Annotated in this window: 14 protein-coding genes; 8 read left to right on the forward strand and 6 right to left on the reverse strand. The window is 49.9% G+C overall.

The window, feature by feature from the left end; translation table 11 throughout:
- Positions 1-6: 6 nt before the first annotated feature.
- Positions 7-2538 (reverse strand): bifunctional diguanylate cyclase/phosphodiesterase, encoded by a 2532-nt coding sequence (locus tag LHL18_RS03260; protein ID WP_226765747.1) that lies wholly within the window; start codon positions 2536-2538, stop codon positions 7-9.
- Positions 2539-2639: 101 nt separating this feature from the next.
- The gene (locus LHL18_RS03265) at positions 2640-5138 is read right to left on the reverse strand and encodes a serine/threonine-protein kinase (RefSeq protein WP_226765748.1); all 2499 of its coding nucleotides are present in this window, start codon (positions 5136-5138) and stop codon (positions 2640-2642) included.
- A 112-nt stretch (positions 5139-5250) separates the two neighbouring features.
- Between LHL18_RS03265 and LHL18_RS03270 the strand changes: the two genes are divergently transcribed.
- The gene (locus LHL18_RS03270; RefSeq protein WP_226765749.1) at positions 5251-5817 is read left to right on the forward strand and encodes an ECF-type sigma factor; all 567 of its coding nucleotides are present in this window, start codon (positions 5251-5253) and stop codon (positions 5815-5817) included.
- Positions 5818-5958: 141 nt separating this feature from the next.
- On the forward strand, positions 5959-6882 hold the full coding sequence (locus tag LHL18_RS03275) for a universal stress protein (protein WP_226765750.1): 924 nt from the start codon (positions 5959-5961) through the stop codon (positions 6880-6882).
- A gap of 20 nt (positions 6883-6902) precedes the next feature.
- Here LHL18_RS03275 and LHL18_RS03280 read toward each other — a convergent pair whose 3' ends face one another.
- A complete protein-coding gene (locus LHL18_RS03280; RefSeq protein ID WP_226765751.1) occupies positions 6903-7955 on the reverse strand; it encodes an aldo/keto reductase in 1053 nt (350 codons plus the stop codon).
- 325 nt (positions 7956-8280) lie between these two features.
- Between LHL18_RS03280 and LHL18_RS03285 the strand changes: the two genes are divergently transcribed.
- Positions 8281-8733 carry a PA2169 family four-helix-bundle protein gene (locus LHL18_RS03285; protein ID WP_226765752.1) on the forward strand — a complete coding sequence of 151 codons (453 nt, stop codon included), beginning with the start codon at positions 8281-8283 and terminating at the stop codon, positions 8731-8733.
- A gap of 70 nt (positions 8734-8803) precedes the next feature.
- Here the strand turns inward: LHL18_RS03285 and LHL18_RS03290 are convergent, their stop codons facing one another.
- Positions 8804-10573 (reverse strand): N-acetylglutaminylglutamine amidotransferase, encoded by a 1770-nt coding sequence (locus LHL18_RS03290; RefSeq protein ID WP_226765753.1) that lies wholly within the window; start codon positions 10571-10573, stop codon positions 8804-8806.
- A gap of 220 nt (positions 10574-10793) precedes the next feature.
- Here LHL18_RS03290 and LHL18_RS03295 point away from each other — a divergent pair, with 220 nt between their 5' ends.
- The 3 genes from LHL18_RS03295 to LHL18_RS03305 all read left to right on the forward strand — a co-directional run bounded on the left by LHL18_RS03295 (position 10794) and on the right by LHL18_RS03305 (position 13052).
- Positions 10794-11747: an ATP-grasp domain-containing protein gene (locus LHL18_RS03295; RefSeq protein ID WP_226765754.1), complete on the forward strand. Its 954-nt coding sequence runs from the start codon at positions 10794-10796 to the stop codon at positions 11745-11747.
- Entirely contained in the window at positions 11732-12562 is an 831-nt protein-coding gene (locus LHL18_RS03300) for a class II glutamine amidotransferase (RefSeq protein ID WP_226765755.1), read from the forward strand. The genes LHL18_RS03295 and LHL18_RS03300 overlap by 16 nt, the downstream gene beginning before the upstream one ends.
- A gap of 79 nt (positions 12563-12641) precedes the next feature.
- Positions 12642-13052 (forward strand): hypothetical protein, encoded by a 411-nt coding sequence (locus tag LHL18_RS03305; RefSeq protein WP_134054020.1) that lies wholly within the window; start codon positions 12642-12644, stop codon positions 13050-13052.
- Positions 13053-13109: 57 nt separating this feature from the next.
- On the opposite strand, the gene LHL18_RS03310 is transcribed toward LHL18_RS03305, so the two are convergent.
- Positions 13110-13670 carry an OmpA family protein gene (locus LHL18_RS03310; RefSeq protein WP_226765756.1) on the reverse strand — a complete coding sequence of 187 codons (561 nt, stop codon included), beginning with the start codon at positions 13668-13670 and terminating at the stop codon, positions 13110-13112.
- A gap of 111 nt (positions 13671-13781) precedes the next feature.
- Complete coding sequence (locus LHL18_RS03315; RefSeq protein ID WP_226765757.1) at positions 13782-14006, reverse strand: hypothetical protein; 225 nt, start codon at positions 14004-14006, stop codon at positions 13782-13784.
- Between the two features lies 1 nt (position 14007).
- Here LHL18_RS03315 and LHL18_RS03320 point away from each other — a divergent pair, with 1 nt between their 5' ends.
- Positions 14008-14430: a GreA/GreB family elongation factor gene (locus LHL18_RS03320; RefSeq protein WP_226765758.1), complete on the forward strand. Its 423-nt coding sequence runs from the start codon at positions 14008-14010 to the stop codon at positions 14428-14430.
- Entirely contained in the window at positions 14417-14821 is a 405-nt protein-coding gene (gene rnk, locus LHL18_RS03325) for a nucleoside diphosphate kinase regulator (RefSeq protein WP_134054016.1), read from the forward strand. Before LHL18_RS03320 ends, rnk begins: the two co-directional genes overlap by 14 nt.
- Positions 14822-14942 lie beyond the last annotated feature (121 nt).

Genomic DNA, 14942 nt, shown 5'->3' on the forward strand with positions numbered 1-14942 from the left:
CTTCAGTTAACTGGTTGTCTGCTGTTGCAGATACTGACGGATCCAGTGTTCAGTATCTGCGGCAGGCGCGGGTTTCGCATATAAATAGCCCTGATAACAACGGCAGCCACTCTGGCGCAGCAACGCCTGTTGCGCCGCTGTTTCTACGCCCTCTGCTACCAGTTTCATACCATAGGTATTGGCAATACCGACTATAGCGTCGACGATTACCCAGTCACGCGGCTGACCGGAGCTGCCACTTCGGACAAAGTACTGGTCAATTTTTACTTCATCAAACGGCAACCGGGACAGATAAGATAACGATGAGTAGCCGGTGCCAAAGTCATCCATAGAAAACTTAACCCCCAGCTGTTTGATTTGCTGCATCCGCGCGACGGCATCTTCCAGATCGGCCAGGATCAGGCTCTCGGTCAGTTCAAGCATCAGATGCTGAGGTGCAAACTGATACTGTTCAATGCATTGCTGCACGATGCTGACAAACTCCGGCAAATAGAACTGTCGGGCGCTGATATTAACCGACATCGTTACCGCCGCCAGTAACGGGTCAGCTTGCCACTGCTGCAGCTGCTGACAAGCCTGGTGCAGTACCCAAAAACCTATATCTTCAATCAGCCCGGTTTCCTCGGCCAGCGGGATAAACTCGGCCGGCGACACCATACCCAGCTCCGGACAATGCCAACGCAGTAAGGCCTCAACCCCCACCACTCTGCCAGTGTCGGTCAACTGCGGCTGATAATGCAGGCTTAGCTGATTAAGCGCTACCGCTTTTGCCAGCGCGTTCTCCATTGCAAAGCGCTGCTGAATTTGCTGGTACATTTCGTCTTCAAACATCACCTGGCAATTGCCACCGGCGGCTTTGGCATGCGACACCGCTATGTCGGCCCGCTTCAATAGTTCATCGGCGCTGACTGACGTATCGTTGAACACACAATATCCCAGGCTGACGCTGCTACTGTAATAATGGCCGCTTATCGCATAAGGCTGCGCCAGGGCTTTGAGCAACTCATCTGCAAACTGCTGCAGCTGATACTGGGTTAACGGCAGCTGTGCCGGCAGATCAATCACCAGTAACGCAAATTCATCACTGCTAAGACGGCCACAGATGCTGCCAGGTGGTGCAAACTGCTCCAGCCGCAGTGCAACCTGCTTTAACAGCTCGTCCCCTGCTTTATGGCCCTGGGTATCATTTATTCGTTTAAAATTATCCACATCAACCAGTATGACGGCGCCACTTTGCTTTCTGGCGTCAAACTGGGCGCATAAGTCCTGCAGGCTTTGCTGCACTTTGCGTCTGTTATAAAGCCCGGTAAGGCTGTCAAAAAAAGCCAGTTGATGAATATGCTGCTCAGTCGCTTTACGCTGGGAAATATCAGTAATAAAACCGCTCCAGCGCACACCGCTGGCATCGCGCTCTGGCATGGCATTGCCAAACAACCAACGTACTTCGTTTTGCTCGGTCAGTACCCGGTATTCCAGCTGCCACGGAGATAAATGCTGTGCAGAGTGGTAAATTGACTGGCGCATGCTGTCTCTGTCATCGGGGTGCAGTACCAGCATCACCGGCATTGCATCAATACTTGCCTGCTCAGGACTGATGCGGTAAATATCGCGGATAGCATCGCTGGCATAGGGAAAGGTAAAACTGCCATCGTCACCAAGACGAAATTCATACACCAGGCCTGGCACGCGCGAGGCGATGCGCTCTAACCGCGTTGACAGTATTCTGGCCTGTTCGTTTGCCACATCACTGCTGCGCTCTGCCGCCGTGATGCGCTGACGCATCATAACCGCGACGGTTGCCAGCATCAGAATGCCTACCGCCACAACCACTGCAAGTGTACCCAGCGTGTGTTTACTCATGACTACTGTATCGGGCGATGACAGACGGGCAGGCAAAAATACCGTCGCATGCATAGCAACATAATGCATGCTGGCAATGGCCATTCCCATCACTATCGAGCTAATACATTCAAGCAGTGGTTTACTGACAACTTTATTGGTCAGCCAGGGTCGGATCCCCAGTGCCAGAGTGGCCATCACTACCGCAACCACGATAGACAGCCCGAACATAGCCGGGTTATACAGCCGCTCGGCTTGCAGCACCATGGCCGCCATGCCGATGTAATGCATGCAGCCAATGCCAGCGCCCATTAACACGCCGCCGGCGACAATACGCTTAACACTCTGGCCGGTAGAAGCGACAACCCGAAGCGTTACATAAGCCGCAGCAATGGCAGGCAACACTGACAGCAGCGTCACATCCAGCCGGTAGCCCACTTCAACGGGCAACTGCAGTGACATCATGCCAGTAAAGTGCATGGCCCATACGCCCAGCCCCATCGCCACTGCACCACTGGCATGCCACAGCCGGGCAGATCGCGGTTTTTCTGCGCCCCGCATCAGGTGGCGGTGACTAAAGCTGGTGTAAGCTGCCAGTATGGCGATTAACAGTGACAGGATCACCAGAGCCATTGCATGATGTCCGTGATAAGCCACAGACAAATCAGTAGTCGGATCGGTAAAAGCTAACAACGACATAACAAGGCTCTTAAAGGTAACTGCAAGTTAGTATTGCGCAGCCTTGAGCACACCACAAGCAGGAAACTGCTAACAGTGCGCAAACTGAGACCAGCATCAATTCAGGGCCCGTCTTGTTGTTGTAAAGCAGTAAGCGCCAGCCTCAGGTTGACGCTTTGGTTGCCTGGAAACCGGTCAGCAATCGCGCCAGCTTGTTCCAGATAATGTGCAGCCTGCATCGGTTCAGCCAACTGCAAATACACCCGTGCGACACCTGCCAGCGCATCAATAGTATCGGGATGCTCGGCACTTTTATCTTGCCGTATGCTCAGTATATGTTGATAAAGCGTGAGTGCTGCCTGGCTTTTTTGCTGCGCCAGATAGGTATCAGCCAACAGCTGTGCAGACGTCAACACCGATGGATGGCTCTGCCCAAGCTGAAGCTTCATCTGCTGATAGGCATCGGTCAGTAGCATTTCTGCCTCAGCGTGTTGATGCTGTAACAGCAGCACCCTGCCAAGTTTCATCCGGCTTTGCAGCGTCTCGATATTATCACGCCCTAACACCTCAGCACGCTGCTGCAGTACCTGTCGGAACAGCATTTCGGCCTCAGCATATCGTTGCTGTCCGCGATAAGTATCTGCCAGGTTATGCTGTGAGCGCAGCGTATCAGGATGTGTCGGCCCCAGCACTTTTGTCGCAAGTTCAATATGCCGGATAATAACGGGTTCAGCCTCGTTGTAACGGCCGGAAGATTCATAAACTGAACCCAGCGTGCTCATACACTGCAACGTATCCGGATGATGTTCACCCAAGAGTTTTCTGGCCTGCTGCAGGCAGCGCTGATAGTAGTCTGCGGCCAGCTCATATTTACCCAGCCATTGATTGATAATCCCCAGATGCACCAGAGACTGAACAATGTGCGGGTGATCGTTACCAAGCAGCTGCAGTCGCTGCTGATACAGCCTGAACCACATCGCTTCAGCTTTTGTCAGCTCTCCGGCGGTATGATACGCGCTGGCAAGGTCGCTCAGTGCAGCAAGTGTCTCAATACTATTGACCCCATACAACTGCTCTGTCAGATCAAGCGCATGATATGCCAGTGTCAACACATCAGCAGTTTTATACTGGTCTTTATATACGCCAGCCAGCGTGCGGATAATTGATAAGAATAAAGCCGTATCTGTAAAGCGGTTTTGTTCTGCCAGCCACCTGGCCCGCTCGAGGTGGCGCTGGGCTTCAGGCAGCTGGCCAAGAGAAAAATAAGTTTGCCCAATTACCTGACGTACCGCGGCTTCAACCTCTGGTTGTTGTACCAATGCATGCTGCGCATTCTGCTGCAACTGCATGCTGGTTTGGTCAAGCACTTGCTGTACTGTCGGCTTTTGTCCCTGTGCCACAAAGGGATCTACCGCAGCTAGCATGTCACTGACAAACAGACTGACCGCCTGAGCTTTGTCGCGTTGCAGCCTGGCCTGATCCCGTTCACGGGCGACATGCAGTGACTGCAACCAGATGGTGATACTAAAACTAATAACGGCAAGCATTACAGTGGCAAAAAGCAGGCTACTGATCTGATTACGCCGCACCAGCATGCTGCTGCGATACCACCAACTGTCCTGCCGGGCTTGCACAGGATGACGGCCTAAAAAGCGCTTTACATCGTCCGTAAATGCCGCAACGGAGCTATAACGTTTATCCGGTGCGCTTTGTAAAGCTTTACTGAGGATACAACGCAAATCTTCAGGCAAAGCAGCGGATACAGCGCCGTTAGTTGCTGGCAATTGTCCGCTTAATAACTGATGTAACGTCACCCCGAGTGAGTACACATCACTTAACGCAGTCGGTGTTTTTCCCAGTTGTTGCTCTGGGCTGGCATAGCTGATGGTCAGGCGTTTATTGTTAGCTTCCGCACCATACTGACTGGCTTTCGTTAACAGATGAGCAATACCAAAATCCAGCAGCTTGGGCTCACTGTCAGCGGTTACCAGAATATTTGCCGGTTTGATATCGCAATGCACAATCATGTTCTGATGTGCATACGTCACAGCATTGGCGACTTTGACAAACAACTGCAACCTGGCAGTTTGTGACAGTTCACGCGCGGCACAGTAGCGGTCAACAGGTTCACCTTTGATGTACTCCATGACCAGATAAGGTAAGCCCTGCTCTGTAGTACCACCATCGAGTAAACGGGATATGGCAGGATGCTCTAAATCGGCCAGAATTTGTCTTTCCGTTTTAAAGGCGTGCAAAAGCACAGGGTTAGCCAAACGGGTATGGCTGATTTTAATGGCAACCTGTTTGGTAAATTGCTTGTCGGCACGCTCTGCCAGATAGACGGCGCCCATACCACCGTGCCCGAGCGCACGGACAATTTTATATTGTCCGATCACAGTGCCGGTTAAATCTGCCGATTGCAGCAACTGAGCGGCTTCCTGTTGTAACAACCCGGTGATATTCAGCGTTGCGTTATCAGACGCCAGTAATGCTAACACTGAATCAACCAGCTCCGGCTCTGCTGCACATTCAGCCTGCAAGAAACGGCGCCGTTCGGGTTCTGCTAACTCTGCAGCCAGGAAAAATAACCTTTCGATCTGCTGCCAGCGATCCTTATCCATAGGGTATTTGGTCCGTGTCTGGTCTTGCGGCAGTGTTAAAAACCTGCCAATGCGGTAAATAGCAGGGAAGAAACTATACTGTTGCAACTAAAAGTTAGCAGAAAAAGCCAGTATGTCTAAAAATCCAGACTCACAGCGGTTCACAGTCTTGCTTCAACGCTGGCACAGGGGTGACGGTGCTGCACTTAATGACCTGAGTAAACAAATTCAGAATGAATTACACCGCTTAGCGCTGAAACTGATGCACAACGAAAGTGCTGGCCATACGCTACAGCCTACGGCTCTGGTCAACGAAGCCTATCTGAACTTGCTTAATTGTGATGTCAGTTACCATAACCGTGTGCACTTTTTTAACCTGGCCGGGCGTATGATGCGCCGGATCCTGGTTGATCACGCCCGCGCCCGCGGCAGTGCTAAACGTGGCGATGGCATAAAATGTATTACGCTGGAAGAACAGCATCTTGGTGCAATAGAGAATATCGATATCCTGGCGTTGAACGATGCTATGGATGCGCTGGCAGAATTTGACCAGCCCAAAGCTGAAATGCTTGAACTGCATTTTTTCGCTGGTTTAACCACCGCTGAAATAGCAGAGTTGTATCAGGTATCGGCCAAAACGATTGAACGCAATACCCGGCTGGCAAAAGCCTGGCTGCGGCAAACTTTGCAACCGGCTTAAATAATTCCGACCCGCCTGAAAAAATGTCGCATTTCTACACGCTTTTACGCTTATAGCAATATCAGACTGGCAACCGCCTGGCTGAACTACAGCGCAGTTAATGTCGTCGCGCTTTTCTCACATTAAAAGCGGAATACTATTATGCATAGCGCCTTTTATCATTTACTTGTTATTCAGCAACAGCAGAGCAACGATGAGCTGGCATTACACCGGGCTATCGCTCTGGCGGAGCAATATGGCAGCCGGGTTACCGTGTTTCAGTCGTTTTATAAGCGTTTGCAGCCGATACATCATAATTCGGTCAGTGCTGATAACGAACTGGCCGGTTTTATCGGGCAGTTCCGCCAGGATATTCTGCAACGTGCTGGCCGCCTGACGGCGAAAGAGCTGCAGCTAGATGTTGTTGTGTCCTGGCGTGAAAGCGAGAAACACGCCATCAGCCAACTGATAGAACAACGTGACATCAGTATGGTTATAACGCCGCAGCACTGTAAACGGAACCTGTTGCCGTTATTAGCCAACAGCCTGGAGCATTATCTTATCAGTGATTGTGAGTTACCGGTCTGGCTGGTAAAACCCGGCCAGATAAATGCTGAGATCAATGTGCTGGCCTGCCTGGATCTGGAAGACAATCCCGGCAATAACAGCCAGATGAATGAGGTTATTTTAGATATTAGCGGCGAGCTGAGCCATAACGAGCAGCAACTGCACGTGATAAATTGCTACAGTGCACAGCACTGCACCATGAGCCTGCCCTACTCTAGTCAATCGGGTTTTGAGCCTTTGCCAGACATAGCAAAACAGCATAGTGATAAACTACAGCATGTTACCCGTCGCTGTGGCATACCGGCTGATTGCCTGCACTTGCAAGATGGCTTACCCGATGATGAAATTCCTAAGACAGTACAGTCGCTGCACAGTCAGCTGGCGATAATAGGTAACAATCATATGCATGACATCAGCTCAGCGTTACTGGGCGATACCGCCCATTACCTTAGCCAGCATATGCCATGTGATGTCTTAGTGATCAAGCCAACACCCGGTTTCGCTGCAGCCGGCAGATAAACAGCCGGCTGAGCTTTTCGCTAAAATGGCGCAGGAAATTGTCTTAAAAAGGCAGCGATGTCATCCAGCATCGCTGATGGCAGTGGTTCAGAGAATGCCGCTATATTCTGCTGCAGCTGCTCCATGCTGGTCGCCCCGATAATAGTCGACGTCACCCCTTCTACCTGAGCCACCCAGCCCAGCGCAGCCGTTACAGGCGAAACGCCATGGCTGCGTGCCAGTTCAGTAAAAACAGCAATGGCTTGATTTGACTCAGGTGTATCACGAAACAGACCATTACGTTGCAACATGCTCCAGCGTGTTCCGGCCGGGCGCGCACCAGCCAGATATTTGCCAGTCAACGCTCCGCCAGCCAGCGGTGACCAGGGCAGATATGCCACCTGTTCATGTACACATTGCTCTATCAGATAGGGCCAGTCTTTGCTATGCAACACGCTGAATTCGTTTTGAATAGAAACGATGCGAGGTACTGTGTGCTCACGGCTTAACTGTAAATACTGACTGATACCCCAGGGTGTTTCATTCGACAAACCGCAATAGCGGATTTTACCCGCATCCACACAACGCTGCAGAGCCTCCAGCAAGCCCAGGATCTGCGCCGTTTGCTGTTCGCTATCCACGGCAGAAAAGCCGATATGCCCGACCGCGTGCTTACCAAAATGCGGTGACACCCGGTTTGGCCAATGCAACTGATACAGATCGATATAATCGGTTTGTAAGCGGCTAAGCGAGTCATCTACTGCCTGCAACAACGCTTCGGGCGTCATTTCAGTGCCATTACGCACATGCGCAAGACCAGGGCCGGCCATTTTGGTGGCCAGCACAATATCCTGTCGCTTAGCACTGTGCCGGCTAAGCCAATTGCCGATAATTCGCTCGGTTGCGCCGTACGTCTGTGCAGAGGGCGGCACGGCGTACATTTCAGCGGTATCAATAAAGTTCACGCCCTGGGCCAATGCGTAGTCAAGCTGTGCATCAGCATCTGCCTGTGTATTCTGACAGCCCCAGGTCATAGTACCCAGACATACCTTTGATACTTTAACAGGTGAAGATCCTAAACGGGCATACTGCATAACCATCTCCAGACAAACAATTTGTGTGCACCATAGCGAAATCAGTTACGTCAGGCAACACAGCGGTAAAAATTACAGACATGTAAATGAAAATATGAAGTTACTGCAGTGTGCATTGGCAGCAAAGCACTGTACTTATCTGGCAACACCGCATAAATAAAACATACAAAAACCTTTAAAATCAAAAATATAAAAATAAAATCTCAAGACCAACTCAGGCTGGCCCGTAAGCTGCAAACACTGCTAGTGTTCTGTCATGTAGTAAAGCACGCATGACCTCTCATAGCGCCAATGCGCTATAGCTTTTAAAACGGAGACCGACATTATGGCAAATCTACATACCCAAGAAGTAAAGCATGTTACCGATATTGTTCAGGTATTAAACAGCGGCATTGATTTTTACACTGACGCTAAAGAAAAAGTGGATGACAAACGTCTGGCTCAGTTTTTTGACCGCATGCTTAATGCCCGTCGTATGGTAAAAGAGCGGTTACAACCTTTTGCTGTGCAGGAAGAGGGAAAACGCGAGGAAGGCTCTGCCTTTACCGTTGAAGCACGAAAAGTGTATACCAAAGTAATGGGCGCAATGAGTTCAGATAAAGACGCTACCTATATTGCGCAGCTTGAAGAAGTGGAAGACAAAACGCTGGAAGAGCTCCGTATTGCACTGAAAGAAAAGCAGCCACCGCAGTATGAATCAGCACTACTGCAGTCTTTAGCGACAATGCAGGAGTGCCATGACGAAATGCGGGCGCTGAAAAAGGCAACCAAACACTAACAGATAACGGCCCCCAAACCGTTATGTTGCCACCAGCGTTGCCCCAAGGCTGGTGGCCTTTTTCTGCCTGCTATTCAATATTATGTTGCTGCAACCACAGCTCCAATAATGTTGCCTGCCACAATTTAGAGCCGAACCGTCCGCTGAATTTATCCGGAGCGGCCAGCATTGTATCAATGTAATCCAGGTTAAACAGTTGTCGCTGACGGGCTGCATTCTGACTGAACACCTCTTTGGCCAGCTGCAGATACTCACCCTGCATTTTTCTCAGTGCCGGCACCGGAAAATAACCTTTGGGCCGGTCAATAACACTGGCAGGAATAACCTCTCTGGCCACCTGTTTTAACAGATATTTACCGCCATCACGTAGTTTCAGCTGATGCGGGATCTTAAACGCCAGCTCAACCAATTCATGGTCCAGAAACGGTACCCTGGCTTCAAGCCCGAAGGCCATTGTCATGTTATCAACCCGTTTTAACGGGTCATCTACCAGCATGACGGCAGTATCAAGATGCAAGGCTTTATCGACAGGCAACTGCGCACCACAATTAGCAAAGTACTGCTGGATATAGCTGAAAGAATAGTTACGCAAACAGTATTGCGGCGCCAGCACCTGTGTCAGCTGCGATTCATCCCAGGAGAAATAAGCTTGCGCATAACGCTGGGCGGCTTCACGTTCAGTTGCTTCTGTCATCGGCGGGTACCAGTGGTAACCGGCGAATACCTCATCGGCGCCCTGGCCACTTTGCACCACTTTGACGTGTTGACTTACTGCCTGCGCTAACAGATAAAAGCCGATAACATCGTGGCTGACCATAGGCTCCGACATAGCGTCAATACAAGGCCGTAAGTGGCTTAGCAGGGTGTCGTGTCTGGCAAAAATTTTGTTGTGCTGTGTATCGTAGTGCCGGGCAATGATATCTGAATATTTAAACTCATTGCCCTCCTCATCTGCCACATCGTCAAAGCCAATCGAAAAAGTATGTAATTGTTTCTGCCCAAGCTCGCTTAACATACCAACTAATAAAGACGAGTCGAGCCCGCCGGACAATAGCACCCCCACCGGTACATCAGCCTCAAGCCGTCGTTTAGCACTGTCAAATAAGGCGGCTTTCAGCGCTTGCTGCCAATCAGCCTCGGTGCGTTTGTCACTGTAATCGGTATCGGTATGCAGCTGCCAGTAACAGCCTTGTTTAACGTCCCCGTCAGCACTAACACGCATCCAGTGGCCGGGCTGCAGTTTGTAGACATTGGAAAACAACGTATCAGTGCCAACAATAGCGCGAAACGCCATGTACTGATGTACGCCCGCCGGGTTCAGCTCACGCGGCACCTCTGCACAGCGCAGCAAAGAAGGTAACGTAGAAGAAAACCACAGGCCGTTGCGGTTCTGGTGATAGTACAGTGGCTTGATCCCCAGGCGGTCGCGGGCAAAGAAAGTACTGTTACTGTCACGGTGCCAGATAGCAAAAGCGAACATACCATTCAAACGCGCCATGCACTGCTCTTGCCACTGCGCATAAGCTTTTAAAATCACCTCAGTATCACTGGTAGAAAAAAAACGGTGGCCTAACTGTTCCAACTCAGCGCGCAGCGCTTTGTAATTATAAATACAGCCGTTAAATACGATACTGAGCCCCAGAGCTGAGTCATGCATAGGCTGAGCGCCGGCAGCCGTTAAATCAATGACTTTCAGCCGCTGATGACCAAAACAGACATTGCCCTGTGCTGAAACACCCCAGCCATCGGGCCCGCGCGGCGCCAACTTCTCCAACATTTTTTCAACATAAAGCGTTGACGCCTTACCGGCAAAACTGATTTCTCCTGCTATTCCACACATACCGTTCCTCTTGTCTTCATTTCGCCAGCCGGTATTACTAACCGCTCTGGCGAGCACGATTTTCCGGCACTTCAGACACCTCCACCAGAGAAGATTACTTATTTACGACCAGACGGTGAGCCTTTAGTTTAGCCCGAATTTGCTTTTCTCACTGAGCTGCTACTATTAGACCCTATGCTAGACTTAACGTATTTTCAACAAATGACAAGGTTAGACCAGTATGAATATTTGTATTTTATCTACTGACCAGGTCAAGGACGATCACCGCCTGCTGGAAGCAGCAAAAGCCAGAGGCCATACCGCAGAGTTGTATAACATCCGGGATATCAGTATGGTGCTATCGACTGAAAAGCCAATGATTTACTGGCGTGACAAAAACATCACTAAAGCCTTTGATGCCATTATTCCGCGGCTGAATGTCAACTTTACTGACTACGGCACCAATGTATTGCAGCAGTTTATCTGCAGCCAGACCTATGTCAGCGAATCGCCAGCCGCCCTGCGTCTTGGGCGGGATAAATTAAAGTGTCTGCAGTATCTACTGGCCCGAGGTCTGCCTTTCCCTGCTACCGGCATCGCGTACAACCCACAGGGTTTTCAGGAACTGGCAAATGTCATAGGTTTGCCAATGATCATTAAACTGATTGAGAGCACTGAAGGCACCGGCATATTTCTGGTGCACAGCCTAAAAGAAATGGACAATATTGTTAAAACATTCAGCCAATTAGGCGCTTCGTACATTATTCAGCGTTTTGTTAAAGAAGCATCAGGTACAGACATCCGCGCTTTTGTGGTCGGCGGTAAAGTGGTGGCCAGTATGTGTCGCCGCTCGCAAGATGGCGACTTCAGATCAAATGTATCCCTTGGCGGACATTCTGAACCTTATCAGCTTAGCGCTGACGAAGAAGAGATGGTGTTATCTGCTACGGCCTCTATCGGTATGAATGTGGCGGGTGTGGACTTTGTGTGCTCAGATCAGGGGCCTCTGCTACTGGAAATTAATGTGTCGCCCGATTTTACCGGCGAGCAGGGTATCGAAAGTATCACCGGCGTCGATATCGCAGGGGCAATTATTGATTATGCCGTATCCCAGGTACATCGTTTTTATGAGCAGCGCTACAGTAGCGCAAAGGTATTAGAATCTCAGCGGGGTATTTTATGTGCCGATGGATAGCCTATACCGGTAAACCCATATACCTGGATACACTGGTCACAAAACCGGATCACTCTCTGGTAGTACAAAGCCGCCACAGTCAAATGAACTACACCAAAAACGGGCAGCTGTTAAGTACTAACGGTGACGGCTTCGGCATTGGCTGGTACGACAAACGCAAAGAGCCCGGATTATTCAAAGATGATCTGCCAGCCTGGCACAACACTAACCTGAATAATTTATGCCATCAGGTTAAAGCCCATACTTTTATGGCACATATCCGTGCAACGACAACCGGTGATATTCAGCGTGCGAACTGTCATCCTTTTCGCTACAAAAACTGGCTGTTTCAGCATAACGGCCATGTCAGCCACTTTCCTCAAATCAGGCGAGAGCTGCAACTGAGCATTGCGCCTGATTTGTATCCGCTGCTGCAGGGCACCACAGACAGCGAAACCTTTTTTTATCTGGCTATTACACTGGGGCTGTTGGACGAGCCCAAAGCCGCAATGCAAAAGATGGTAGAAAAGGTGCTGCAGGCACTGCTGAAGATCGATCAGGACGGTGTATTAAATTTGTCCTGCGCTATCTCTGACGGTGAAAAGCTGTATACCATCCGCTACTCCCATAACGAAGCCCCGATGACACAGTTTGTGTCAACCGACACCACCTGCATGGATGAATTTGCACAGGCCAGACCGCGCATTCCGTCAGGCAGCACGGTCGTGGTCTCTGAACCGCTGGATAATATCAGCAGCAAATGGCGTAAAATTGCTAATCACTCCTTTACGACAATCAATAACAACAGCGTGCAAAGTGAAACCTTTTTGCCGTAATCCATACAGCACACTGGCACGGCAGCAGTATTTTGTATCATAATCGCAGGCCAGATTTTCTACTGACAAAGAGTACTGTATGACGATGTTGCGTTTATTGGTTATCGCCCTGATGGTGTTTACTGTAACAGCTTGTTCGGACAAGCCGGGAGATACCAGACTGAAGCAGTTATTGCAGCAGCAATTTGACGCCAAATATGAAGGACTGGTTGATATTAGTAATGTAAAAAAGCTGAATGGTTGGTCAGATAACGATAGCCATTATGCTGCAGACGTCTCTTATGACGTCGAATTTAAACAATCGTTTAAAGAGTACATGGACAAACAAACCGCAAAACCTGGCAACCCATTGGAGAAAATGGCCAGTGGTATGGCAGCCGGCATGTTGAAACTACAGTATGGCGATTTCAAAGCCGGTGATCAGTATCAGGTAAAACAACAGACACTGACACTGCGCAAAACAGACAACGGCTGGGTACTGACTGACTAAGTTAACACAATCAAAGAACCGGTTACCAAAGTGACCGGTTCTTTAGCTGTATCAATATCAAAACGCCAGCACAAGCTCCACCCGACGGTTTGCTGCTCTGCCCTGCGCAGTTTTATTATCCGCCACCGGCTCTGCCGGGCCCCGTCCTTCTGCCGTTACCCGCTCAGCTGTTAAACCCTGCTGCAGTAAAAATGCTTTTACCTGTTCAGCCCGCTGCTGTGACAAGGTGTTGTTATACGCCAACTTGCCTGAACTATCGGTATGGCCGACTACCGTCAACTTCTGGTATTCAATATGTTCCAGAGATTCAACCACGCTACTGAGCACACTTTGTTGCTCGTCGCTTATTCTGGCGCCATCGTGCGAGAACGCGGTAATGCCGGGAAAAGCAACCTTTATGCTGCCATCAGCCAGTTCAGACGTCTGTGCAGTGGTGCGCTGCTGTAGCCGGGCCAGAAATAAAGACTGCGGCCTGGCAACGTCTGCTTTCACCATGTCGGCTTTATTGCCTGAGGTGCTGGCACAACCGGTATATAAAAATGTTAATAATGCAACTGACAGAAACAATACTGCGCGCAAATCGAATACTCCCAAAGTTAGTAGTAAATATTGGCGCACACTTTAATCTTTTCGCAGTAGCAAATAAACACCAAAATTTAACAGTAAGTAAATATATTTAATCAAATTTAAACCGAAGCAATAACACTGCCATGTAGTGTGCATTCATTATCAGTAGTATCCGCACAGTTTTATAGGATTGCACTTTGGCGTCAGATACTCTATGGTGCAGCCATGCCAAACCAAAAATTCTTTGCGCTCACCACCACGGTGACCGGCCAGCATTACACCGCTATCGCCTTCCATTCCTAGGCCGGTTTTGCCCTGCGCGAAACCGGCCTGACACTTTTTCGTTAAACCATTTTGTTCATTTTTGCTTCTGTAATGCGGAGCCATAATGTATTTCTGTTATCCCAGAGCGTCACATAACACTATCGCCAGCGTCGTTGCAGCGTTGGCCTGTCAGCAATTTTTGCCGTTTACAGCTTTGCAACTGAACCACATTGTGCATTCACTGGCGGACTATCGTCGTCAGAGCAAATTCAACTGCGACAGCAGTGCAATCCGGTTAGGCAGCTCAGTTGAACTGAAAAATCTGGATACTAACGAGCGGGGCTGGCTGCAGCTGGTGACACCGTCGCAAGCGAGCTATCGTCGAAACCGCATTTCAATACTCTCGCCGCTTGGCGCCGACCTGCTGGGTAAAACGATTGATCATGATGTTCAGTTAAGGCTGTTACGTCATCAACTTAACCTGCGTGTACTTACTGTGATGAGTATTACGCCAAATAAGATAAGGAGCACTAATGAAAACCCCTGACATCACGCTTTCCACCACTGATTTTGACAGGCTGGATAATTTGCTGGCCAGTCTGGGCCAGGACACTGTTGGCTACGACACATTAAGCCAGGAGTTGCAGCGCGCAACTATTGTACCGCCGCAACAGCTACCGGCAGACGTCGTTAGTATGAATTCGACTGTACGCTTTAGCCTTGCTAATGGTAAGTCCAGTACCCTGACACTGGTATACCCCAAAGATGCAGCCCCAAGTGGCGACAAAATCTCGATACTGGCGCCGGTAGGCAGTGCTTTGCTCGGGCTGAAATGCGGTGACAGCATCAATTGGCCACTACCTGGCGGCGAAATGTCGGTGATAACCGTTGACGAAGTTATCTACCAGCCTGAACGTGCAGGTGCCTACCACCGCTGAGCGTTCTTAACAGCCCTGCCCGGCCACTCTCTGAGCCGGGCATAGCCGGTTTATGTTCGACAAAAATGCTGCTTCGCGAAATGCTTATTCTGCTATAGAATGCGCCACCGAAATCCAGCCT

The sequence above is a fragment of the Rheinheimera aquimaris genome (assembly GCF_020531985.1).
GTDB classification, from domain to species: domain Bacteria; phylum Pseudomonadota; class Gammaproteobacteria; order Enterobacterales; family Alteromonadaceae; genus Alishewanella; species Alishewanella aquimaris.